Source organism: Pseudomonas sp. KSR10, assembly GCF_022355455.1.
GTDB lineage: Bacteria > Pseudomonadota > Gammaproteobacteria > Pseudomonadales > Pseudomonadaceae > Stutzerimonas > Stutzerimonas stutzeri_E.
Genome location: NZ_JAKOEN010000011.1, coordinates 338,840 through 354,010, shown reverse-complemented (window position 1 = coordinate 354,010; position 15,171 = coordinate 338,840). Strand labels below are relative to the sequence as shown.

The window sequence follows — 15,171 nt, the reverse complement described above, 5'->3', positions numbered from 1 at the left end:
GGTAGGTTGAGTTGGAGACAGCGGATTCACCACAGCGGAGTGAACCGAGACAGATAGGCACAGAGCGGCGAGGGAACAGGCTACTCTAATCATCGCGCAAGGCCTGGACGGGTTGCAGGCGTGCGGCCGACAAGGCTGGATGGAGGCCGAAGAACAGGCCAATCGCCAAGGCGCTGCAGATGCCTAGGGGAAGCGAAAGCGGGGCCATGGAAAATGACCAGCCGGAGAACCGAACGAAGGTGTATGCGGCGGCGAAGCCAATGCTTGCCCCCAACAAGGCGCCGACAATGGATAGCATAGCGGCCTCCATAAGGAACAGGTTGCGAATGTCGGAGGCGCGGGCCCCGAGAGCCATGCGAATACCGATTTCGCGGCGTCGCTCGGCTACGTTCATGAGCATGACGTTCATAACGCCTACACCGCCGACCAGCAGAGAGATGCCGCCAAGGCCGGCTAGCAAGTAGGCAAAGGTATTGGCCTGACGTGCAAGGCCGTCGAGCAAGTGCTGAGGTACCTGTACTCGAGCCGCGCGACCATGGGAGAAAGTATCCAGATGCGTCTTCAGAGCATCTGCCGTGGTGTTCAGGTCGGCATTATTCAACGTCCGCGCGATAACGCTGTCGATCTCTGGCTTGGGGCGTAACCGGCGCATACCCTCGATGGGCACGAATATCGATTCGTCTGCGGCAACGGGGATCAAGGGATTGGGCGATAAGCTTTCCGCAATACCTACTACCTCGAATAGATACCCCTCAATCGGCAGTCGGTCGCCGAGTAGTAGGGGGAGGTTAGGCCGGCCCAGATCTTGGGCCACCCGAGCTCCAACGACGGCATAGGTGGCATGGCTATCGAAGCCGGACAGGAAGCGTCCTTTTTCCAATCGTATTCCCAGCAATGCAGCCAGGCCGTCAGTGGTGCCAGCAATTGTGGCGTCAGCAGTTCGACCTTCGTCGGTAATGCGAACTGTCTGCAGAGTAATCGGAGCAACGTGCTTGATCATCGGCAGGGCGGCTATCAGCGCTTGTATGTCCAGGGTTGAGGGGGCTGGGCGGTTGCTACCGGGCTGGGCGGGGAACGTGGCTATCACGGTATTGCTGCCCAGCCCCTTGAAGCTATTGATTGATTCGTTGGCAGCGTTGTGGCCGATATTGAGCAGTGCGATGACCGAGGCGCAGCCGACCGCTATGCCAAGCAACGCAAGCACGGAGCGATGACCTAACAGACGTAGACTGACCAATGATTCGATCATGGTCTCGATGAGAAACGAGCCGGTGCGGACTTGATTGAGCTCAGTCACCGCGACCTTTTCCTGTAGGTAACGCTTCGATTATCCGTCCACTCTGGACGTGAAGGCGACGATCAAGCTGCTTCGCGAGCGTCGCGTCGTGAGTCACCATGACGAGGGTTACGGCCTGAGTGCGATTGAGCTCCAGCAGTAACCCCATAATCTCTTGCGCTGTGTCTGCGTCAAGATTGCCGGTGGGCTCATCGGCCAGAATCAGAGCGGGCTCACCGGCCAGAGCGCGCGCGATGGCGACGCGCTGCCGTTGCCCGCCGGAAAGGTCCGCGGGGCGATGTGTGAGCCGGTCTGCGAGCCCGACCAGCTCGATCTGGCGATGCGCAAACTGCCTAGATTGGTTGCGGGAGTAGCCACGATAGCGAAGCGGTAGGGCGACGTTATCGAGCGCGCTGAGTCGTGGCAATAGATTGAAGTTCTGGAACACAAAGCCGATCAGGCGATTGCGTATCCCAGCACATTCGTCGGGCGTCGCGTTTGCCATGTCACGGCCATTGAGCAGGAAACGCCCGGATGTAGGTCGATCAAGCAACCCCAGGATGTTCAGCAGCGTGCTTTTGCCTGAGCCAGAAGAGCCTAAGATAGCGCAGCTTTCTCCATGCCGGATCGTTAGGCTGATGTTATCGAGTATGGACAGACATTGCTCACCCATACGGTATGCATGGCAGATGTCTTCCATGAAGATCAGGCTCTGCGCCTCGCGTTCTGCTGTGCGCAGCATTCATTCTCCATAACAAAATTCACAAGGAGTGAGCTGTGGCGCTGCACGGAGCTCGTCGAGTAGGTCGGTGGGTCCAGTCTAGCTCGTGAATGGTCGTGGGGGTTGGATAGAAGGGCTGTCAGGTAATCTGGGATGTGGTTCTAGCTGCCGTCGAGCATTGCACACAGCTTGATTAAGCCCGGACAGATTCTGCTGACAGCCGACAAGAACTGGCACGCCAGCGATCGCCGAAGGCACATCGTCCGGAGGATTCGCCAATCTTGAGAGTCAAATACTGAACACGCTAGGCTTGATCTAACCCTTTATCGCAGCTGCCGACGCCTCGAAACTAGCCACCTCAGCATCCGAAAATTCTTTAGGAAGCAAAGCGAACATCGTGGTCATTAACGACTGAGCTTTAGATATCTGTTGGAAGGTGAGCGGTCCCTTTTTGCCTTCCCGCGTCTTACCTGGAGCATCGGGGCGAAACCACCCAAGGCTGATTTGACCTGGATCGATCGCGAAGCTCTGAAGCAGCTCGCCATCTGGTTTTTTGATGACCCATTTCTCGCCGTTTTTCATTTTATTAACGCCAACATGGGAGCCGGAGTATGCGCAGTTTCAAACGCATGCTGGATCTCGCCGTGAAGATTGCTAGCGCAGGTAGGCTCGCCTACCACGCTTGGAATTGGATCAGCGACAGCCTGTAAGGCTGACAAGGGAAGCCCCGCATTGGCGGGGCTTTTTTTTTGCGTGCCGCTCTTACCCGCTTAGATGAACATTGCAGGATTGCAGGATTGCAACTGCAAGGCTGACGAGCTAACCGTTTCGCGGTACAAAAACAGTACACTGGAGGCCCAGTGCCTAACTTCTGTCACTTTTGCAAAATTACGTTCAAGCCCAGTAACCACGCTACTTTCAGCTAATTGTACCTGCGCCAAGCTACGCACGATTCCACTAAGCTTGTAGCGTTTCCAGGCAATTCATAATCCTTTGGTCCAGGGCTCGAGTCCGTGGGGCCACCACATCCAAAGCCGCGCATAGATGAGTCAAAGTGGGGAGATCACCGCTTTCTGACGACCGCACCCAGTAAACAGGCGACTGAGCACAGCGTCGATGGGCCAATGCGAGTGTTCGCACGAAGTCCAGGCTTGGGGCGTTTTTTCTACGGAGCAGAACGGGAGTCCATGAGGTTGTCTTGCCGCCCGCCACGAGTGTGCGGCGTCTGTATGCGCTCAGCGCCGGGCTTGATCTGTTGGCGATTCAATACGGTGAATGCGCGGCGCAGCAAGAACGCCGCCACACAGGCTATGGCCAGGAAAGCGATCAACACTGGGATAGCTTGAGCATTCATAGCGTTTTGTCTCAGTCGAGTGGGTGGCCTTTCGGCCGCGATGGCGAAATGATATTACAGATTATTGGTTCTGATACCAACGCTGCGGATGCGTGCTCGCCAATGCCCCGACGAATGACAAAAAGCAAATATCGGTTTGCGCGTCAACGAATCGGTTCATTGTTTGTCCTATTTCGCGGGCCACCGATTTAGGCATAGCAGCGGAGGGCTACATGAACCGGGACTACACCAGGCAATATCATCAGTTGCGCACTCACATCGATCGCATGCTCGATAGCGGCGCAGTGATTGCGGCTAGGCGGCCACTCACGATCAGGCGGGGCGATCAGCTTTTCCGAGTGTCGTGCGGAATGCTGTTCAGCGAGCTGGCTCTGGCATGTGGCTAGAGGGCACCATCTGATCGATCGAGCAAGCCACCCAGGCGCTCTTCTTTTGCCTCGCTTACACTCTGTCCGTTGCGCGACTTAGATGACGCTCGATCAAGGCTCGAGGGCTTGGACCGTACCGGGCAGCGAATCTTTGCTCGAGAAGAGCGCGGCATCGACAAGAAGTCCTGCTTTGGAGACTGCCGAGACACACGCCCCCCTTGCCGTCTAGCTGTGCCGCTTATTGCCAGCCCCCAGCCGTACGACCAGCGCACCAACTGATGCCAGGGTCGCCACCACCATCACCGCCCACCATCCCCACTGAGCCAACACGAGGCTACCCAGTCCCGCACCCAGGGCCATGCCAATGAACACGCCAGTGAACAACACCGCATTCAGACGGCTGCGGGCAGCCGGTTCGATTCCGTAGACCATCGTCTGGTGAGCCACGAGTGTCGCCTGTACGCCGAAATCGAAACCGATGGCGGCCAGTATGATCAGTCCCAACTGCACGTCGAAAGGTAGTGCCCCCGCCAATCCCATCACTGCGAACGACGCGGCGGACAAGCCCGCTCCCAGGCGGGTGACACGCTCCGGGCCGCGGCGATCGGCCAGTCGCCCGGCCAAGGGTGCGGCCAGGGCGCCAGCCGCACCAGCCAAACCGAAGGCGCCAGCCGCCGCGCTACCCAATCCGAAGCTGCCGTGCAGCATCACCGCCAGGGTCGACCAGAATGCGCTGAATGCCACCGATAACAAGCCCTGGGCAAAGGCGGCACGACGCAGCGCCGGATGGCGCAACCAGAGCTGAAACATCGACCCAAGCAGTGCGCCATAACCCAGCGAGGTGGTCGGCGCAAAACGCGGTAGGCTGCGCCAGGCCCCGAGGCAGACCAGCGAGATCGAAACCGCGGCAAGTCCATATACCGTACGCCAGCCGAACTGCTCCGCCACCACGCCGCTCATCACCCGGGACAACAGGATGCCCAGCAACAGGCCGGTCATTACCGTTCCTACGATTTTGCCGCGCTGGGCTTCGGGCGCCAGCGTTGCCGCCGCTGGCACGATGTCCTGCGCGACGGTTGCCGACAATCCGATGGCGAGACTGCCGATCAGCAACCAGCCGACCCCGGGCGCAAAACCGCTGAGCAGCAGCGCCAGCGTCAACGCCACGGCTTTGAACAGAATGATCTTTCGCCGATCGTAACGATCACCCAGCGGAGCCAGCAGCAGGATCCCCAACGCATAGCCTAGCTGGGTAAGCATCGGCACCATGCCGACGGCGCTTTCGCTGGCGTTTATGTCAGGCCCCAGCACACCCAGCATCGGCTGGCTGTAATAGAGCGTGGCGACGCTAAGCCCGGCTCCGGTGGCCAGAAGGGCGACCATGGCGCGGGATGGTTCCTTGAGCGGGGCGGGTGCATACGCCTTCTGCATGGAAGTCATGGCAAAATCCGTTCTGTTTGCGAGGGTGTCATTGTCTTAGCGTGAAGCAGGGCCCTGTAGTAGGCTTCACGGCAAATCTGATATACGTCACGCGCATGACTGGAAACACATCAATCGACCGACTCGAACTGCTGCGTACCTTCGTTCGGATCGTCGAGGCCGGCAGCCTCTCGGCCGCCGCCGAGCAGCTCAAGACCACCCAACCGACCATCAGCCGCCGCCTCCAGGCCCTGGAGCGATCGCTGGGCTTACAGCTGCTGCAGCGATCTACCCACAGCATGCAGCTGACCGGTGATGGCGAGCGCTGCTATAGCTACGGCAAGGCGTTGCTGGAAAGCTGGCAGGAGATGGAGGCCGAGCTGCAGGGCGCCCGAGACGAGCCGCGTGGCACGCTGCGCGTCCAGGTCCCGCACGCCTTTGGCCAGGACCAACTGATCGCGCCGCTGAGCGAATACCTGGGTCGCCATTCGAAAGTGGCGGTCGAATGGTTGCTCCACGACCGACGACCGGACTTCGTTGCCGAGGCCATCGATTGCGCGATTCAGGTCGGAGTGGTGGATGATCCCGCCGTCGTGGCCATCCCTCTCGGCGAGGTTCCACGGATCGTGGTCGCCTCGCCGACGCTGCTGGGCGACCGGCCTATGCCAGCATCCGCCGAGGAACTCGCGCAACTGCCGTGGCTAGCTCTGCGCACCTACTACCACGACGAGGTCGCCCTGACCTGTTTGACCGACGGCCAGCACCATCGCTTCACCATCCAACCCCGCGTGAGCACCGACAGCCTCTACGCCTTGCGCAACTCGGCACTGGCGGGACTCGGCGCCTGCGTCTGCTCGGCCTGGATCGTGGCCCAGGACATTGCCGAAGGTCGTTTGGTGCAGTTGGTACCGCAATGGCAGGCGGCGCCGTTGCCGGTATACCTGATCTACCCCTATGCCCGCCGCTATCCCGCGAAACTGCGGTTGTTCGGCGAACTGATCCGCCAGCGCATGCCGCTGCTCACCGGGATGCATCGGGCATCATCAGGAGAGCGCAGGTCCTGAGGTGCCAGAGCAATGCGCTACCGGAGGCGGTCGGGCTAACTAGCACTGCTGGTACTGAACGTGAGGCAACCATGGCGCCGCAGGCGACAGCGAACCAGCCATCTGGATTTCAGCCGCAGACTTGATATCCCACCGCACGCCTCCACTTAAAATAGTCGGCATGTCACCGTGTGGAGGTTATCTATGAGTGCCCTCGTCGTCCCCTGTGCGCACTGCGCTGGGCTCAACCGCATCCCCGCCGCCCGATTGGCTGAGGGACCGCGCTGCGGCCGTTGCAAAGCCGCGGTATTGAGCGACAGCCCGTTCGAACTGAGCCAGGCGAGCTTCGCCAATCAAATCAAGGGCGACTTGCCGTTATTGGTGGACGTATGGGCGAGCTGGTGCGGGCCGTGTCGCAGTTTCGCGCCGATCTTCGAACAGGCTGCTGCGCAGTTGCGGGGCCGCTGCCGGCTGGCCAAGCTGGACAGCGAAGCCAACCCGCAGCTGTCGGCCCAGCTCGGCGTTCGCTCGATTCCGAGTCTGATCCTGTTCAAGCAAGGGCGGGAGATTTCACGCCAAAGCGGCGCACTGCCGTTGCCGCAATTGCTGGCGTGGCTCCAGCAGCAGGGCGTGATCACGTCCTGAGGACCACCTAACGTGCAAGTCCGATGCACCCTGCGTAACGGCGAAGGCACGTAAAACCAGCTACAGACCACAGGCTTGGCTTCTGGTTCCGGGAATGCAGCCTACCTCTTATCAGGATATTTCAAGCAACGTTTGCCTCAGCCCGATCACGATCGGATAATGCCGCCATTTTCACGGCAGACATTTACCGATAGTCGCTTTACAGGGACGTCGACACGCCAATAACAAGGCTCGAGGACGAGCCGGTGAGTTCACGCGTGATTCAATTCGATATCGATCAATGGCAGGCCTGGGCTCCAGGTCTGGCACTCGCTGATGACTGGGCGATTTGGGCTCGGGATTCATACGACCTCGAAAGCAGCGACGCACAGCCGGACGTCAGCTTCCTGCCCGCCATGCAACGTCGACGGCTCAGCCGATTGGCACGCATGGTGTTCGCCGTGGCTGCACCGCTGGCGGCCGGGCAGCCGCCGATGCCCATGGTGTATGCCTCGCGCCACGGAGAAACCGCTCGCACTTTTGCCATCCTCAATGATCTGGCAGGTGGCGAACCCCTTTCTCCCACTCAATTCAGCCTGTCGGTGCACAACGCGGTCATCGGCCTCTGGTCGATTCAGCAGCAAGACACCAGCGAGATGACCGCGCTCGCCGCCGAAGGCGACGGCCTGGAACATGCAGTGCTCGAGGCGTCCATGCTGCTCGGCGAAGGCGCGCCGGCCGTGCTGGTGGTAGTTGCCGAAGACCAAACTCCCGCCGTCTATCGACCCTGGATCAGCGACGTCAGTTTTCCCTATGCCGTGGCGCTGTTGCTCAAGCCGGGCCGCTCTTGGCAATTGAGCCTCGAAGCCGCCGGTGACGACGCCACTCCGCGACCGCGACCGCACGCAATCGAGCTGGTCTGCGCACTGCTCAACGGCCAAGCCACCTTCAAACATCAATGGAAGAGACGCCAATGGAACTGGCAGCAGACTCATTGAACAAGCGTCCCAGCGCGCCATGGCTATGGCGTCTGATCGCGACCGGATTATCGTTCGCCCTGTTCGGTCTCGGCGGGCTCTGTCTGCGGCTACTCGTCTTTCCCTTGCTTGGCCTGCTGCCTGGCGATCACGCCACGCGCCGCCGTCGGGCACGTCAGACCGTGAGCCGGCTGTTCTGGCTATTCGTCCAGTTCATGTATCGCAGCGGCGTGCTGACCTACGAAGTCGAAGGCGCCGAGCGCCTCGGCCGCCCTGGACAGTTGGTGATCGCCAACCATCCGTCGCTGATCGACGTGGTGGTGCTGATCGCGCTGATCCGCGACGCCAATTGCGTAGTCAAGCAGAGCCTCTGGGACAACCCCTTCACTCGCGGGCCGATCCGTGCCTCGCGATACATCAGCAACAACGGCAGCGCCGAGATGCTCGATGAAGCCGCCGAAGCACTGCAACAGGGCCAGACGCTGATTATCTTTCCCGAAGGCACTCGCACCACGCCTGGGCAGGCACCGCAGTTCCATCGCGGCGCGGCATCCATCGCCCTGCGTGGCGCGCGCCTGGTGACACCCGTGGTCATCAGCGTGACGCCAACGACCCTGACCAAGGCCGAGCCCTGGTATCGCATTCCGGCAAGACGTTTTCACTTCCACCTGCGCGTCGGTGAGGATATCGACCCACAGGCCTTCGCCGCACAGGGAGCGGCGCCCATCGCCTCGCGGCGACTCAACGACCATCTGCACCGACACTTCATAAAGGAGCTCGCACTCGATGAGCCAACTGCAGCTTGAAATCAAGCAACTGATCATCGACGCCCTGGGTCTGGAAGACCTCGGCCCGAATGACATCGCGGCCGATCAGCCGCTCTTCGGCGAAGGGCTCGGGCTGGACTCGGTCGACGCGCTGGAACTGGGTCTGGCGATTCAAAAGCGCTTCGGCATCAAGATCGACGCCGACGCCAAGGACACCCGCAAGCATTTCGCCAGTGTCGACAGCCTGGCCGCCTACGTCAGCGCCAACCGCGCCGTAGCCTGAGGAGGAGCCCAACGTGAACAGTCGCAACGAGATCTTCCAGACCCTGCGCGATGCGCTGGTCGAACTCTTCGAACTCGACCCCGAGCGCATCAGCCTCGAGGCCAACCTGTATCAGGACCTGGAAATCGATAGCATCGATGCCGTCGACTTGATCGACCACATCAAGCGTCAGACCGGCAAGAAGATCGCCGCAGAAGAATTCAAGTCGGTACGCACCGTGGGTGATGTCGTCGAGGCGGTATATCGCCTGGTAAATCCACAAACGGCTTGAGCCGCACGGTCAAGGAAGCCAGCCGTCACCCGCCCATGCGGCCGGGCAACGGCTCCGATTCTGCCCAACGCGCAAACGGATAGCACAGGATGCAAGCACCCGTACGAACAGGCAAGGCGAACGCCAGCCGGCTGATTGCGCTCGGCCTGTTGCTGGCTGGCCTCGCCTATCCGTTCGCCGTGTACCTGGGTCTTGAGCATCTGTCGCCGCGACTGTTCGCCCTGCTGCTCGGCGCGCTGTGGCTGGCACGGATGTTCAGCGGCAAGCAAACGCCTCTGAACCGCACACTGGCAACCGCAGCCCTGCTGTTCTGCCTCTTGCTCGGATTAGCCGGCGAGCCTGCGCTGCTGCGCTGGTACCCGGTGCTGATCAGCCTAGCGCTGCTCGGCCTGTTTGCCGGCAGCCTCTGCTCCGGCATGCCGATCATCGAGCGTTTCGCACGGCTGAGCGAGCCGGAGCTTCCCCCTGCGGCGGTGCGCTACACGCGGCGGGTGACCTGGGTCTGGGTGGGATATTTCGTCGTCAACGCCAGCATCGCCAGCGGTCTAGCGCTCTGGGCGCCGCTGAGCTGGTGGACGCTGTACACCGGATTGATCGCCTATCTGCTGATGGGACTGCTCTTCACCGGTGAGTGGCTGGTACGCCAGCGCATCAGGAATGCTAAATGAACTGGATTTCCCTCGAACATCTGCTCGATCAAACGCCCAAGTCACGCCCGGTCACACTGGACCCCGGCTTGGACCATGCCGGGCTGCGACAGCAAGCGCTGCGCCTGGCCGCTGGGCTGCGTAACCGCGGTGTCGCCCGCCTTGCGATTCATCTGGAGGATGCGGGCGAGCTGGCCATTGCCCTGCTGGGCGCCTGGCGAGCCGGCGTGACGGTATTACTCCCGGCCGATATGCAGCCCGCGAGCCGCGCGCGGCTGGCCCATCAGGCCGATCTCTGGTTGACGGATCAGGACGGCGACGCGCGGATCGCCGACCTCATGGCCGAGCCGCTCGAAGGGGCGAAGCTGGACCTGGATCAATGTCGATTGCTGCTCTGCACCTCGGGCTCCAGCGGCGAACCGAAACTGATCGACAAGCGCCTGCGTCAGTTGGCGAACGAAGTGGAGGTACTCGAAGCCTGCTGGGGGGCCGATCTTGGCGATGCCTGCATGATTGCCAGTGTCGCCGCCCAGCACATCTACGGCCTGTTGTTCCGAGTGCTCTGGCCGCTGTGCGCCGGCCGCCCCTTTCTGCGCCGTGCGCGGCCCTTCTCCGAAGACATCCAACTGGCCAGCCGTCAGCACGCGAGCTTCTGTTGGGTGGCCAGCCCGGCGCTGCTCAAGCGGATGGGCGACAACCTCGACTGGCCAGCCCTGCGCAGCGTGCGAAGGGTTTTCTCCTCCGGCGGACCACTCGACGCGCAGGCCGCGCAGCGTTTGGAGCAGCGCCTCGGTCAAGCACCGACGGAAATCTACGGCAGCTCGGAGACCGGCGGCATCGCCTGGCGACAGGGAGGCAGCCTGTGGCAGCCATTCCCCGCCGTGCAGCTGAGTCTGGACGAACAAGGCGCGCTGCGCATCGCCTCACCCTGTCTGCCGCCAGGCCATGTCGAGCAGACGGCTGACGCGGCGCGTATCGAGTCCGATGGGCGCTTCGAACTGCTCGGCCGGCTGGACCGCATCGTCAAGCTGGAAGAGAAACGCGTCTCCCTGCCGATGCTGGAAGCGGCCCTGGCCACACACCCCTTCGTCAGTGAAGCGCGCCTCGGCGTGGTCGTCGACAACCGCGCGTACCTCGCGGCGCTGGTCGCCCTCAGCGAGGCCGGGCTGCATGCGCTGCGCAACGGCGGCCGCCGCGCCCTGACCGAGGCCCTGCGCAACCACCTGGCGAGTCACTGCGAGACGCTGGCGTTGCCGCGCCGCTGGCGACTGGTGCGACAGCTGCCCTACAACGCCCAAGGTAAGCTGCCGCAGGCGCAACTTGAAACGCTGCTGCAGGCGCCCCGCCCGCTGCAGCCCGAGCGCCTCGGCGTGTCCAGGCACGATGATCAGTGGCACGTCGAGCTGGGCGTACCGCTGGACCTGGCGCATTTCACCGGCCATTTCCCGCAGACGCCGGTGCTACCTGGAGTCGTGCAGATAGACTGGGCCATTGACCTAGCCCGCGAGCTGATCGACGACCTGCCGCCGCGCTTTCAGGGCATGGAAGTCCTCAAGTTCCAGCAACTCGCCCGCCCGGGCGATCAGCTGCAGCTGACCCTGCGTTTCGACCGCGAGCGCAGCAAGTTGCACTTCGCTTACCGCAACGGCGATGCGCCCTGCTCGTCCGGCCGCATTCTGCTGGGAGAACACCCGTGACCACCCTCACCCCGATCCCCCCCGCCACTGACGCCTCGCCCACGCAGCCAGGCGTCCATCAACAGCTGTCGCTGGCCGTCGACGACGACTGGTTCAAGCCCTGCGCGGTGGTACCGGTCTACAACCACGAGCGCAGCCTGCCGTCAGTGGTTCGCGCGCTGCTCGCCGAAGATTTGCACTGCGTGCTCGTCGACGATGCCTCCCGCCCCGCCGCGGCACAGGTCATCGACGAGCTGGCGCAGCATCCGTCGGTGCATCTGCTGCGGCACGACGAAAACCAGGGCAAGGGCGCGGCGGTGGCCTCCGGGTTGCGTGAAGCGTATCGCCTAGGCTTCAGCCACGCCCTGCAGGTCGATGCCGACGGTCAGCACGACCTGGAAGGCGTGGCGCTGTTTCTCGATCGCGCCAGCCAGGCCCCGGATGCGCTGGTCTGCGGCTACCCCGAGTACGATTCGAGCGTGCCGAAAAGTCGGCTCTACGGGCGCTATCTGACCCATGTATGGGTCTGGATCAACACCCTGTCGCTGTCGATTCGCGACTCCATGTGCGGCTTTCGTGTCTACCCGCTGCAGCCAACCCTGGCCCTGCTCGACTCGACGACGCTGGGCCAGCGCATGGATTTCGATACGGAAATCCTGGTGCGCCTGCACTGGCGTGAGCAACCGATGGTCTGGCTGCCGACGCGCGTGCATTATCCGGCCGATGGCATATCGCACTTCCGCCTGTGGCGCGACAACCTGCTGATCTCCTCCATGCATGCGCGGCTGTTCGGCGGCATGCTTCTGCGTGCGCCGGCCCTGCTCCGGCGTCGGTGGCGCGGGTGAGCGAGAAAGCCGTGGGCACCCACTGGGCGGCACATCGCGAACGCGGCAGCTTCGCCTTGATGAAGCTCACCGCGGCGGCCGTGCGCCTGCTCGGCCGACGTGTCATGGCGCCGCTGCTGTACCTGATCGTGCTGTATTTCTATCTGTTCGGCCGCAGCGCCCGGCAGAGCGCCTGGACCTATCAACGTCACCTCAGCGAGTGGAGCGGTCGCCGCGATCTGACACCCAGTTGGCGCAGCGTCTTCGGCCAGTTCGTCACGTTCGCCGACGCCTTGCTGGACAAGCTCGACGTCTGGGGCGGCCGGCTCGGTCTCGACCGGCTGGTTCTGCACGACCCGATGAACCTGCATGCCGAACTCGACGCACCGCGCGGCCAGCTGCTGGTCGGCTCGCATCTGGGCAATCTGGAAATCTGCCGGGCGCTGGCCGAGATGGGCCGCAAGGTGAAGATGAACGTGCTGGTGCATACACGCCATGCCGAGCGCTTCAACCGGTTACTGGACCAGTCGGGCGCCAGCCACCTGCGGCTGATCCAGGTCAGCGAGCTGGACCCGGCGATCATGATGGAACTGTCACGGCGGCTGGATGCCGGTGAATGGCTGGCGATCGCCGGTGATCGCGTGCCGCTGCACGGCACACGCATCGCGACTGCCGATTTTCTTGGCCAGCCGGCCCATTTCCCTCAGGGCCCCTGGTTGCTGGCCGGCCTACTGCAATGCCCGGCCAACCTGCTGTTCTGCCTGAAACACGGCGAGCAGTTCCATGTCCACCTGGAGACTTTCGCCGCACGCATTCAATGGCGCCGCGGCGAGCGCGATGCAGTGGTGCAGCAGTGGGTACAGCGCTATGCCGACCGCTTGGCGGCACGCTGCGTGGAGGCCCCCTTGCAATGGTTCAATTTCTACCCTTTCTGGAACACCCATGACCAACGCTGAGCCCGTGATCTTTGGCGAAAACCACCTGCGCATCGAAGACCTGCTGGCTGTGGCCCAGAGCCGCGCGCCGGCGCGGCTGCAGCCCGATAAGGCCTTCCGTGAGCGCATCGCGCGCGGCGCGCAATTTCTCGACACCCTGCTCGATCGCGAAGGTGTGATCTACGGCGTGACCACCGGCTACGGCGATTCCTGCGTGGTGGCGGTACCGCTGCATCAGGTCGAAGCGCTGCCGCAGCACCTGTTCACCTTTCATGGCTGCGGCCTCGGCAAGCTGCTCGACGCCGAAGCCACCCGCGCAGTGCTGGCCGCGCGCCTGCGTTCGCTGACCCACGGGATGTCCGGGGTGCGCATCGAGCTGCTCGATCGCCTGCAGGCCTTCCTCGAATTCGACGTCCTGCCGCTGATCCCGGAGGAAGGCTCGGTGGGCGCCAGCGGCGATCTGACGCCGCTGTCGTACGTCGCCGCGGCGCTGGCCGGCGAGCGCGACGTGATGTTTGGCGGCGAACGCCGCAGCGCCGCCGAGGTGCATCGTCACCTTGGTTGGACACCGCTGACCCTGCGCCCGAAGGAAGCCCTCGCGCTGATGAACGGCACTGCAGTGATGACCGGCCTGGCCTGCCTCGCCTATGCCCGTGCCGACTACCTGTTGAAACTGGCCACCCGCATCACAGCGCTCAATGTCGTCGCGCTGGAAGGTAATCCCGAGCATTTCGATGAACGATTGTTCGCCGCCAAGCCGCACCCCGGGCAGACGCAGGTGGCCGCCTGGATTCGCCAGGACCTCGCCATCGAGGCGCCGACCGCACCGCTGCATCGCCTGCAGGACCGTTACTCGCTGCGCTGCGCACCGCACGTGCTGGGTGTTCTAGCCGACAGCCTGGGCCTGCTGCGGCAGTTCATCGAAACCGAACTGAACAGCGCCAACGACAACCCGATCATCGACGCGGACAACGAGCGCGTGCTGCACGGCGGGCATTTCTACGGCGGCCATATCGCCTTCGCCATGGACAGCCTGAAGAATCTGGTGGCGAACGTCGCCGATCTGCTCGATCGCCAGCTTGCCTTGCTGGTCGACAGTCGCTACAACCACGGCCTGCCGAGCAACCTCTCCGGCGCGCCCGCCGCCACGGCGATGATCAATCATGGTTTCAAGGCGGTGCAGATCGGCACCAGCGCCTGGGCCGCCGAGGCGCTGAAGAACAGCATGCCAGCCAGCGTCTTCTCGCGCTCCACCGAGTGCCATAACCAGGACAAGGTGAGCATGGGCACCATCGCCGCGCGCGATGCGCTGCGCAGCCTGGAACTGACCGAGCAGGTCGCCGCCGCCACGCTGATCGCCGCCAACCAAGGTGTCTGGCTGCGCCAACGGAGTCAGGGCACACGCCCCTTGCCCGCGCCGCTGCAGGCCATGCACGCCGCGTTGGGCGAGGATTTCCCGCCACTGATCGAGGACCGCGCGATGGAAGGCGAGCTGCGCCTGTGCCTGCAACGCATCCGTGCGCAACACTGGGGGCTCTATGCGTAAGGGCGGCGTGCTGCAAGCAGAGGTCGAGGTTCTGGTGCCCTTCTTCGACGTCGACTCGATGGACGTGGTCTGGCATGGCCATTACATCAAGTACTTCGAAGTCGCACGCTGCGCCCTGCTGGAGCGGATCGGACATAACTACACACAGATGCGCGACGCCGGTTATGCCTGGCCGATCATCGATGTCCAACTGCGCTACATACGTGGCGCCCGCTTCAACCAGCGCATCGTCGTTCGTGCCGATCTGGTGGAATGGGAGAACCGGCTGAAGATCAATTACCTGATCAGCGATGCCGAGACCGGTGAGCGCATGACCCGCGGCAGCACCGTGCAGGTCGCGGTGGAGATCGCCAGTCGCGAGATGCTGCTGGCGTCGCCTATCGTCTTCGTCGACGCCGTGGAGCGAGCCCTATCGTGATCCGACTGTCCAGGCGCCTTGC

Annotated in this window: 16 protein-coding genes; 12 read left to right on the top strand and 4 right to left on the bottom strand. The window is 62.7% G+C overall.

Going from position 1 to position 15,171, the window contains the following annotated elements; translation table 11 throughout:
- Window positions 1-85 precede the first annotated feature (85 nt).
- From MCB86_RS05490 to MCB86_RS05475, 4 genes are all read right to left on the bottom strand, one after another.
- Window positions 86-1,249, bottom strand: a complete 1,164-nt coding sequence (locus tag MCB86_RS05490; protein WP_239610277.1) for an ABC transporter permease — start codon at window positions 1,247-1,249, stop codon at window positions 86-88.
- 40 nt (window positions 1,250-1,289) lie between these two features.
- A complete protein-coding gene (locus MCB86_RS05485) occupies window positions 1,290-2,018 on the bottom strand; it encodes an ABC transporter ATP-binding protein (protein ID WP_239610239.1) in 729 nt (242 codons plus the stop codon).
- A gap of 294 nt (window positions 2,019-2,312) precedes the next feature.
- Window positions 2,313-2,579 (bottom strand): hypothetical protein, encoded by a 267-nt coding sequence (locus MCB86_RS05480; protein ID WP_239610237.1) that lies wholly within the window; start codon window positions 2,577-2,579, stop codon window positions 2,313-2,315.
- A 1,365-nt stretch (window positions 2,580-3,944) separates the two neighbouring features.
- Window positions 3,945-5,159 carry an MFS transporter gene (locus tag MCB86_RS05475; RefSeq protein ID WP_239610236.1) on the bottom strand — a complete coding sequence of 405 codons (1,215 nt, stop codon included), beginning with the start codon at window positions 5,157-5,159 and terminating at the stop codon, window positions 3,945-3,947.
- A 95-nt stretch (window positions 5,160-5,254) separates the two neighbouring features.
- On the opposite strand from MCB86_RS05475, the gene MCB86_RS05470 reads away from it, so the two are divergent.
- The 12 genes from MCB86_RS05470 (at window position 5,255) to MCB86_RS05415 (ending at window position 15,149) form a co-directional block, all read left to right on the top strand.
- Window positions 5,255-6,202 carry a LysR family transcriptional regulator gene (locus tag MCB86_RS05470; RefSeq protein ID WP_239610233.1) on the top strand — a complete coding sequence of 316 codons (948 nt, stop codon included), beginning with the start codon at window positions 5,255-5,257 and terminating at the stop codon, window positions 6,200-6,202.
- Window positions 6,203-6,385: 183 nt separating this feature from the next.
- Window positions 6,386-6,826 (top strand): thioredoxin TrxC, encoded by a 441-nt coding sequence (gene trxC, locus MCB86_RS05465; RefSeq protein WP_239610231.1) that lies wholly within the window; start codon window positions 6,386-6,388, stop codon window positions 6,824-6,826.
- Between the two features lie 257 nt (window positions 6,827-7,083).
- Entirely contained in the window at window positions 7,084-7,803 is a 720-nt protein-coding gene (locus MCB86_RS05460; RefSeq protein ID WP_239610276.1) for a beta-ketoacyl synthase chain length factor, read from the top strand.
- Window positions 7,779-8,588, top strand: coding sequence for a lysophospholipid acyltransferase family protein (locus MCB86_RS05455; RefSeq protein ID WP_045160515.1), 810 nt, complete (start codon window positions 7,779-7,781; stop codon window positions 8,586-8,588). The genes MCB86_RS05460 and MCB86_RS05455 overlap by 25 nt, the downstream gene beginning before the upstream one ends.
- Window positions 8,569-8,832: a phosphopantetheine-binding protein gene (locus MCB86_RS05450; RefSeq protein ID WP_021207070.1), complete on the top strand. Its 264-nt coding sequence runs from the start codon at window positions 8,569-8,571 to the stop codon at window positions 8,830-8,832. Before MCB86_RS05455 ends, MCB86_RS05450 begins: the two co-directional genes overlap by 20 nt.
- A 13-nt stretch (window positions 8,833-8,845) precedes the next feature.
- Window positions 8,846-9,103 carry an acyl carrier protein gene (locus MCB86_RS05445; protein WP_021207071.1) on the top strand — a complete coding sequence of 86 codons (258 nt, stop codon included), beginning with the start codon at window positions 8,846-8,848 and terminating at the stop codon, window positions 9,101-9,103.
- Between the two features lie 89 nt (window positions 9,104-9,192).
- Complete coding sequence (locus tag MCB86_RS05440; RefSeq protein WP_045160514.1) at window positions 9,193-9,771, top strand: membrane protein; 579 nt, start codon at window positions 9,193-9,195, stop codon at window positions 9,769-9,771.
- A complete protein-coding gene (locus tag MCB86_RS05435) occupies window positions 9,768-11,447 on the top strand; it encodes an acyl-CoA synthetase family protein (protein ID WP_239610228.1) in 1,680 nt (559 codons plus the stop codon). Before MCB86_RS05440 ends, MCB86_RS05435 begins: the two co-directional genes overlap by 4 nt.
- A 65-nt stretch (window positions 11,448-11,512) precedes the next feature.
- Window positions 11,513-12,271, top strand: a complete 759-nt coding sequence (locus MCB86_RS05430; protein WP_230623566.1) for a glycosyltransferase family 2 protein — start codon at window positions 11,513-11,515, stop codon at window positions 12,269-12,271.
- Window positions 12,268-13,206 carry a glycosyl transferase gene (locus MCB86_RS05425; RefSeq protein WP_239610226.1) on the top strand — a complete coding sequence of 313 codons (939 nt, stop codon included), beginning with the start codon at window positions 12,268-12,270 and terminating at the stop codon, window positions 13,204-13,206. The genes MCB86_RS05430 and MCB86_RS05425 overlap by 4 nt, the downstream gene beginning before the upstream one ends.
- On the top strand, window positions 13,193-14,731 hold the full coding sequence (locus MCB86_RS05420; RefSeq protein WP_239610224.1) for an aromatic amino acid ammonia-lyase: 1,539 nt from the start codon (window positions 13,193-13,195) through the stop codon (window positions 14,729-14,731). The genes MCB86_RS05425 and MCB86_RS05420 overlap by 14 nt, the downstream gene beginning before the upstream one ends.
- Window positions 14,724-15,149, top strand: coding sequence for an acyl-CoA thioesterase (locus MCB86_RS05415; protein WP_045160510.1), 426 nt, complete (start codon window positions 14,724-14,726; stop codon window positions 15,147-15,149). Before MCB86_RS05420 ends, MCB86_RS05415 begins: the two co-directional genes overlap by 8 nt.
- The last annotated feature ends 22 nt before the right edge of the window (window positions 15,150-15,171 follow it).

Coding starts and splice junctions, on each gene's coding strand:
- MCB86_RS05490 (WP_239610277.1), bottom strand. CDS start 1,249: ATGATCGAATCATTGGTCAGTCTACGTCTGTTAGGTCATCGCTCCGTG.
- MCB86_RS05485 (WP_239610239.1), bottom strand. CDS start 2,018: ATGCTGCGCACAGCAGAACGCGAGGCGCAGAGCCTGATCTTCATGGAA.
- MCB86_RS05480 (WP_239610237.1), bottom strand. CDS start 2,579: ATGAAAAACGGCGAGAAATGGGTCATCAAAAAACCAGATGGCGAGCTG.
- MCB86_RS05475 (WP_239610236.1), bottom strand. CDS start 5,159: ATGACTTCCATGCAGAAGGCGTATGCACCCGCCCCGCTCAAGGAACCA.
- MCB86_RS05470 (WP_239610233.1), top strand. CDS start 5,255: ATGACTGGAAACACATCAATCGACCGACTCGAACTGCTGCGTACCTTC.
- trxC (WP_239610231.1), top strand. CDS start 6,386: ATGAGTGCCCTCGTCGTCCCCTGTGCGCACTGCGCTGGGCTCAACCGC.
- MCB86_RS05455 (WP_045160515.1), top strand. CDS start 7,779: ATGGAACTGGCAGCAGACTCATTGAACAAGCGTCCCAGCGCGCCATGG.
- MCB86_RS05450 (WP_021207070.1), top strand. CDS start 8,569: ATGAGCCAACTGCAGCTTGAAATCAAGCAACTGATCATCGACGCCCTG.
- MCB86_RS05440 (WP_045160514.1), top strand. CDS start 9,193: ATGCAAGCACCCGTACGAACAGGCAAGGCGAACGCCAGCCGGCTGATT.
- MCB86_RS05435 (WP_239610228.1), top strand. CDS start 9,768: ATGAACTGGATTTCCCTCGAACATCTGCTCGATCAAACGCCCAAGTCA.
- MCB86_RS05420 (WP_239610224.1), top strand. CDS start 13,193: ATGACCAACGCTGAGCCCGTGATCTTTGGCGAAAACCACCTGCGCATC.
- MCB86_RS05415 (WP_045160510.1), top strand. CDS start 14,724: ATGCGTAAGGGCGGCGTGCTGCAAGCAGAGGTCGAGGTTCTGGTGCCC.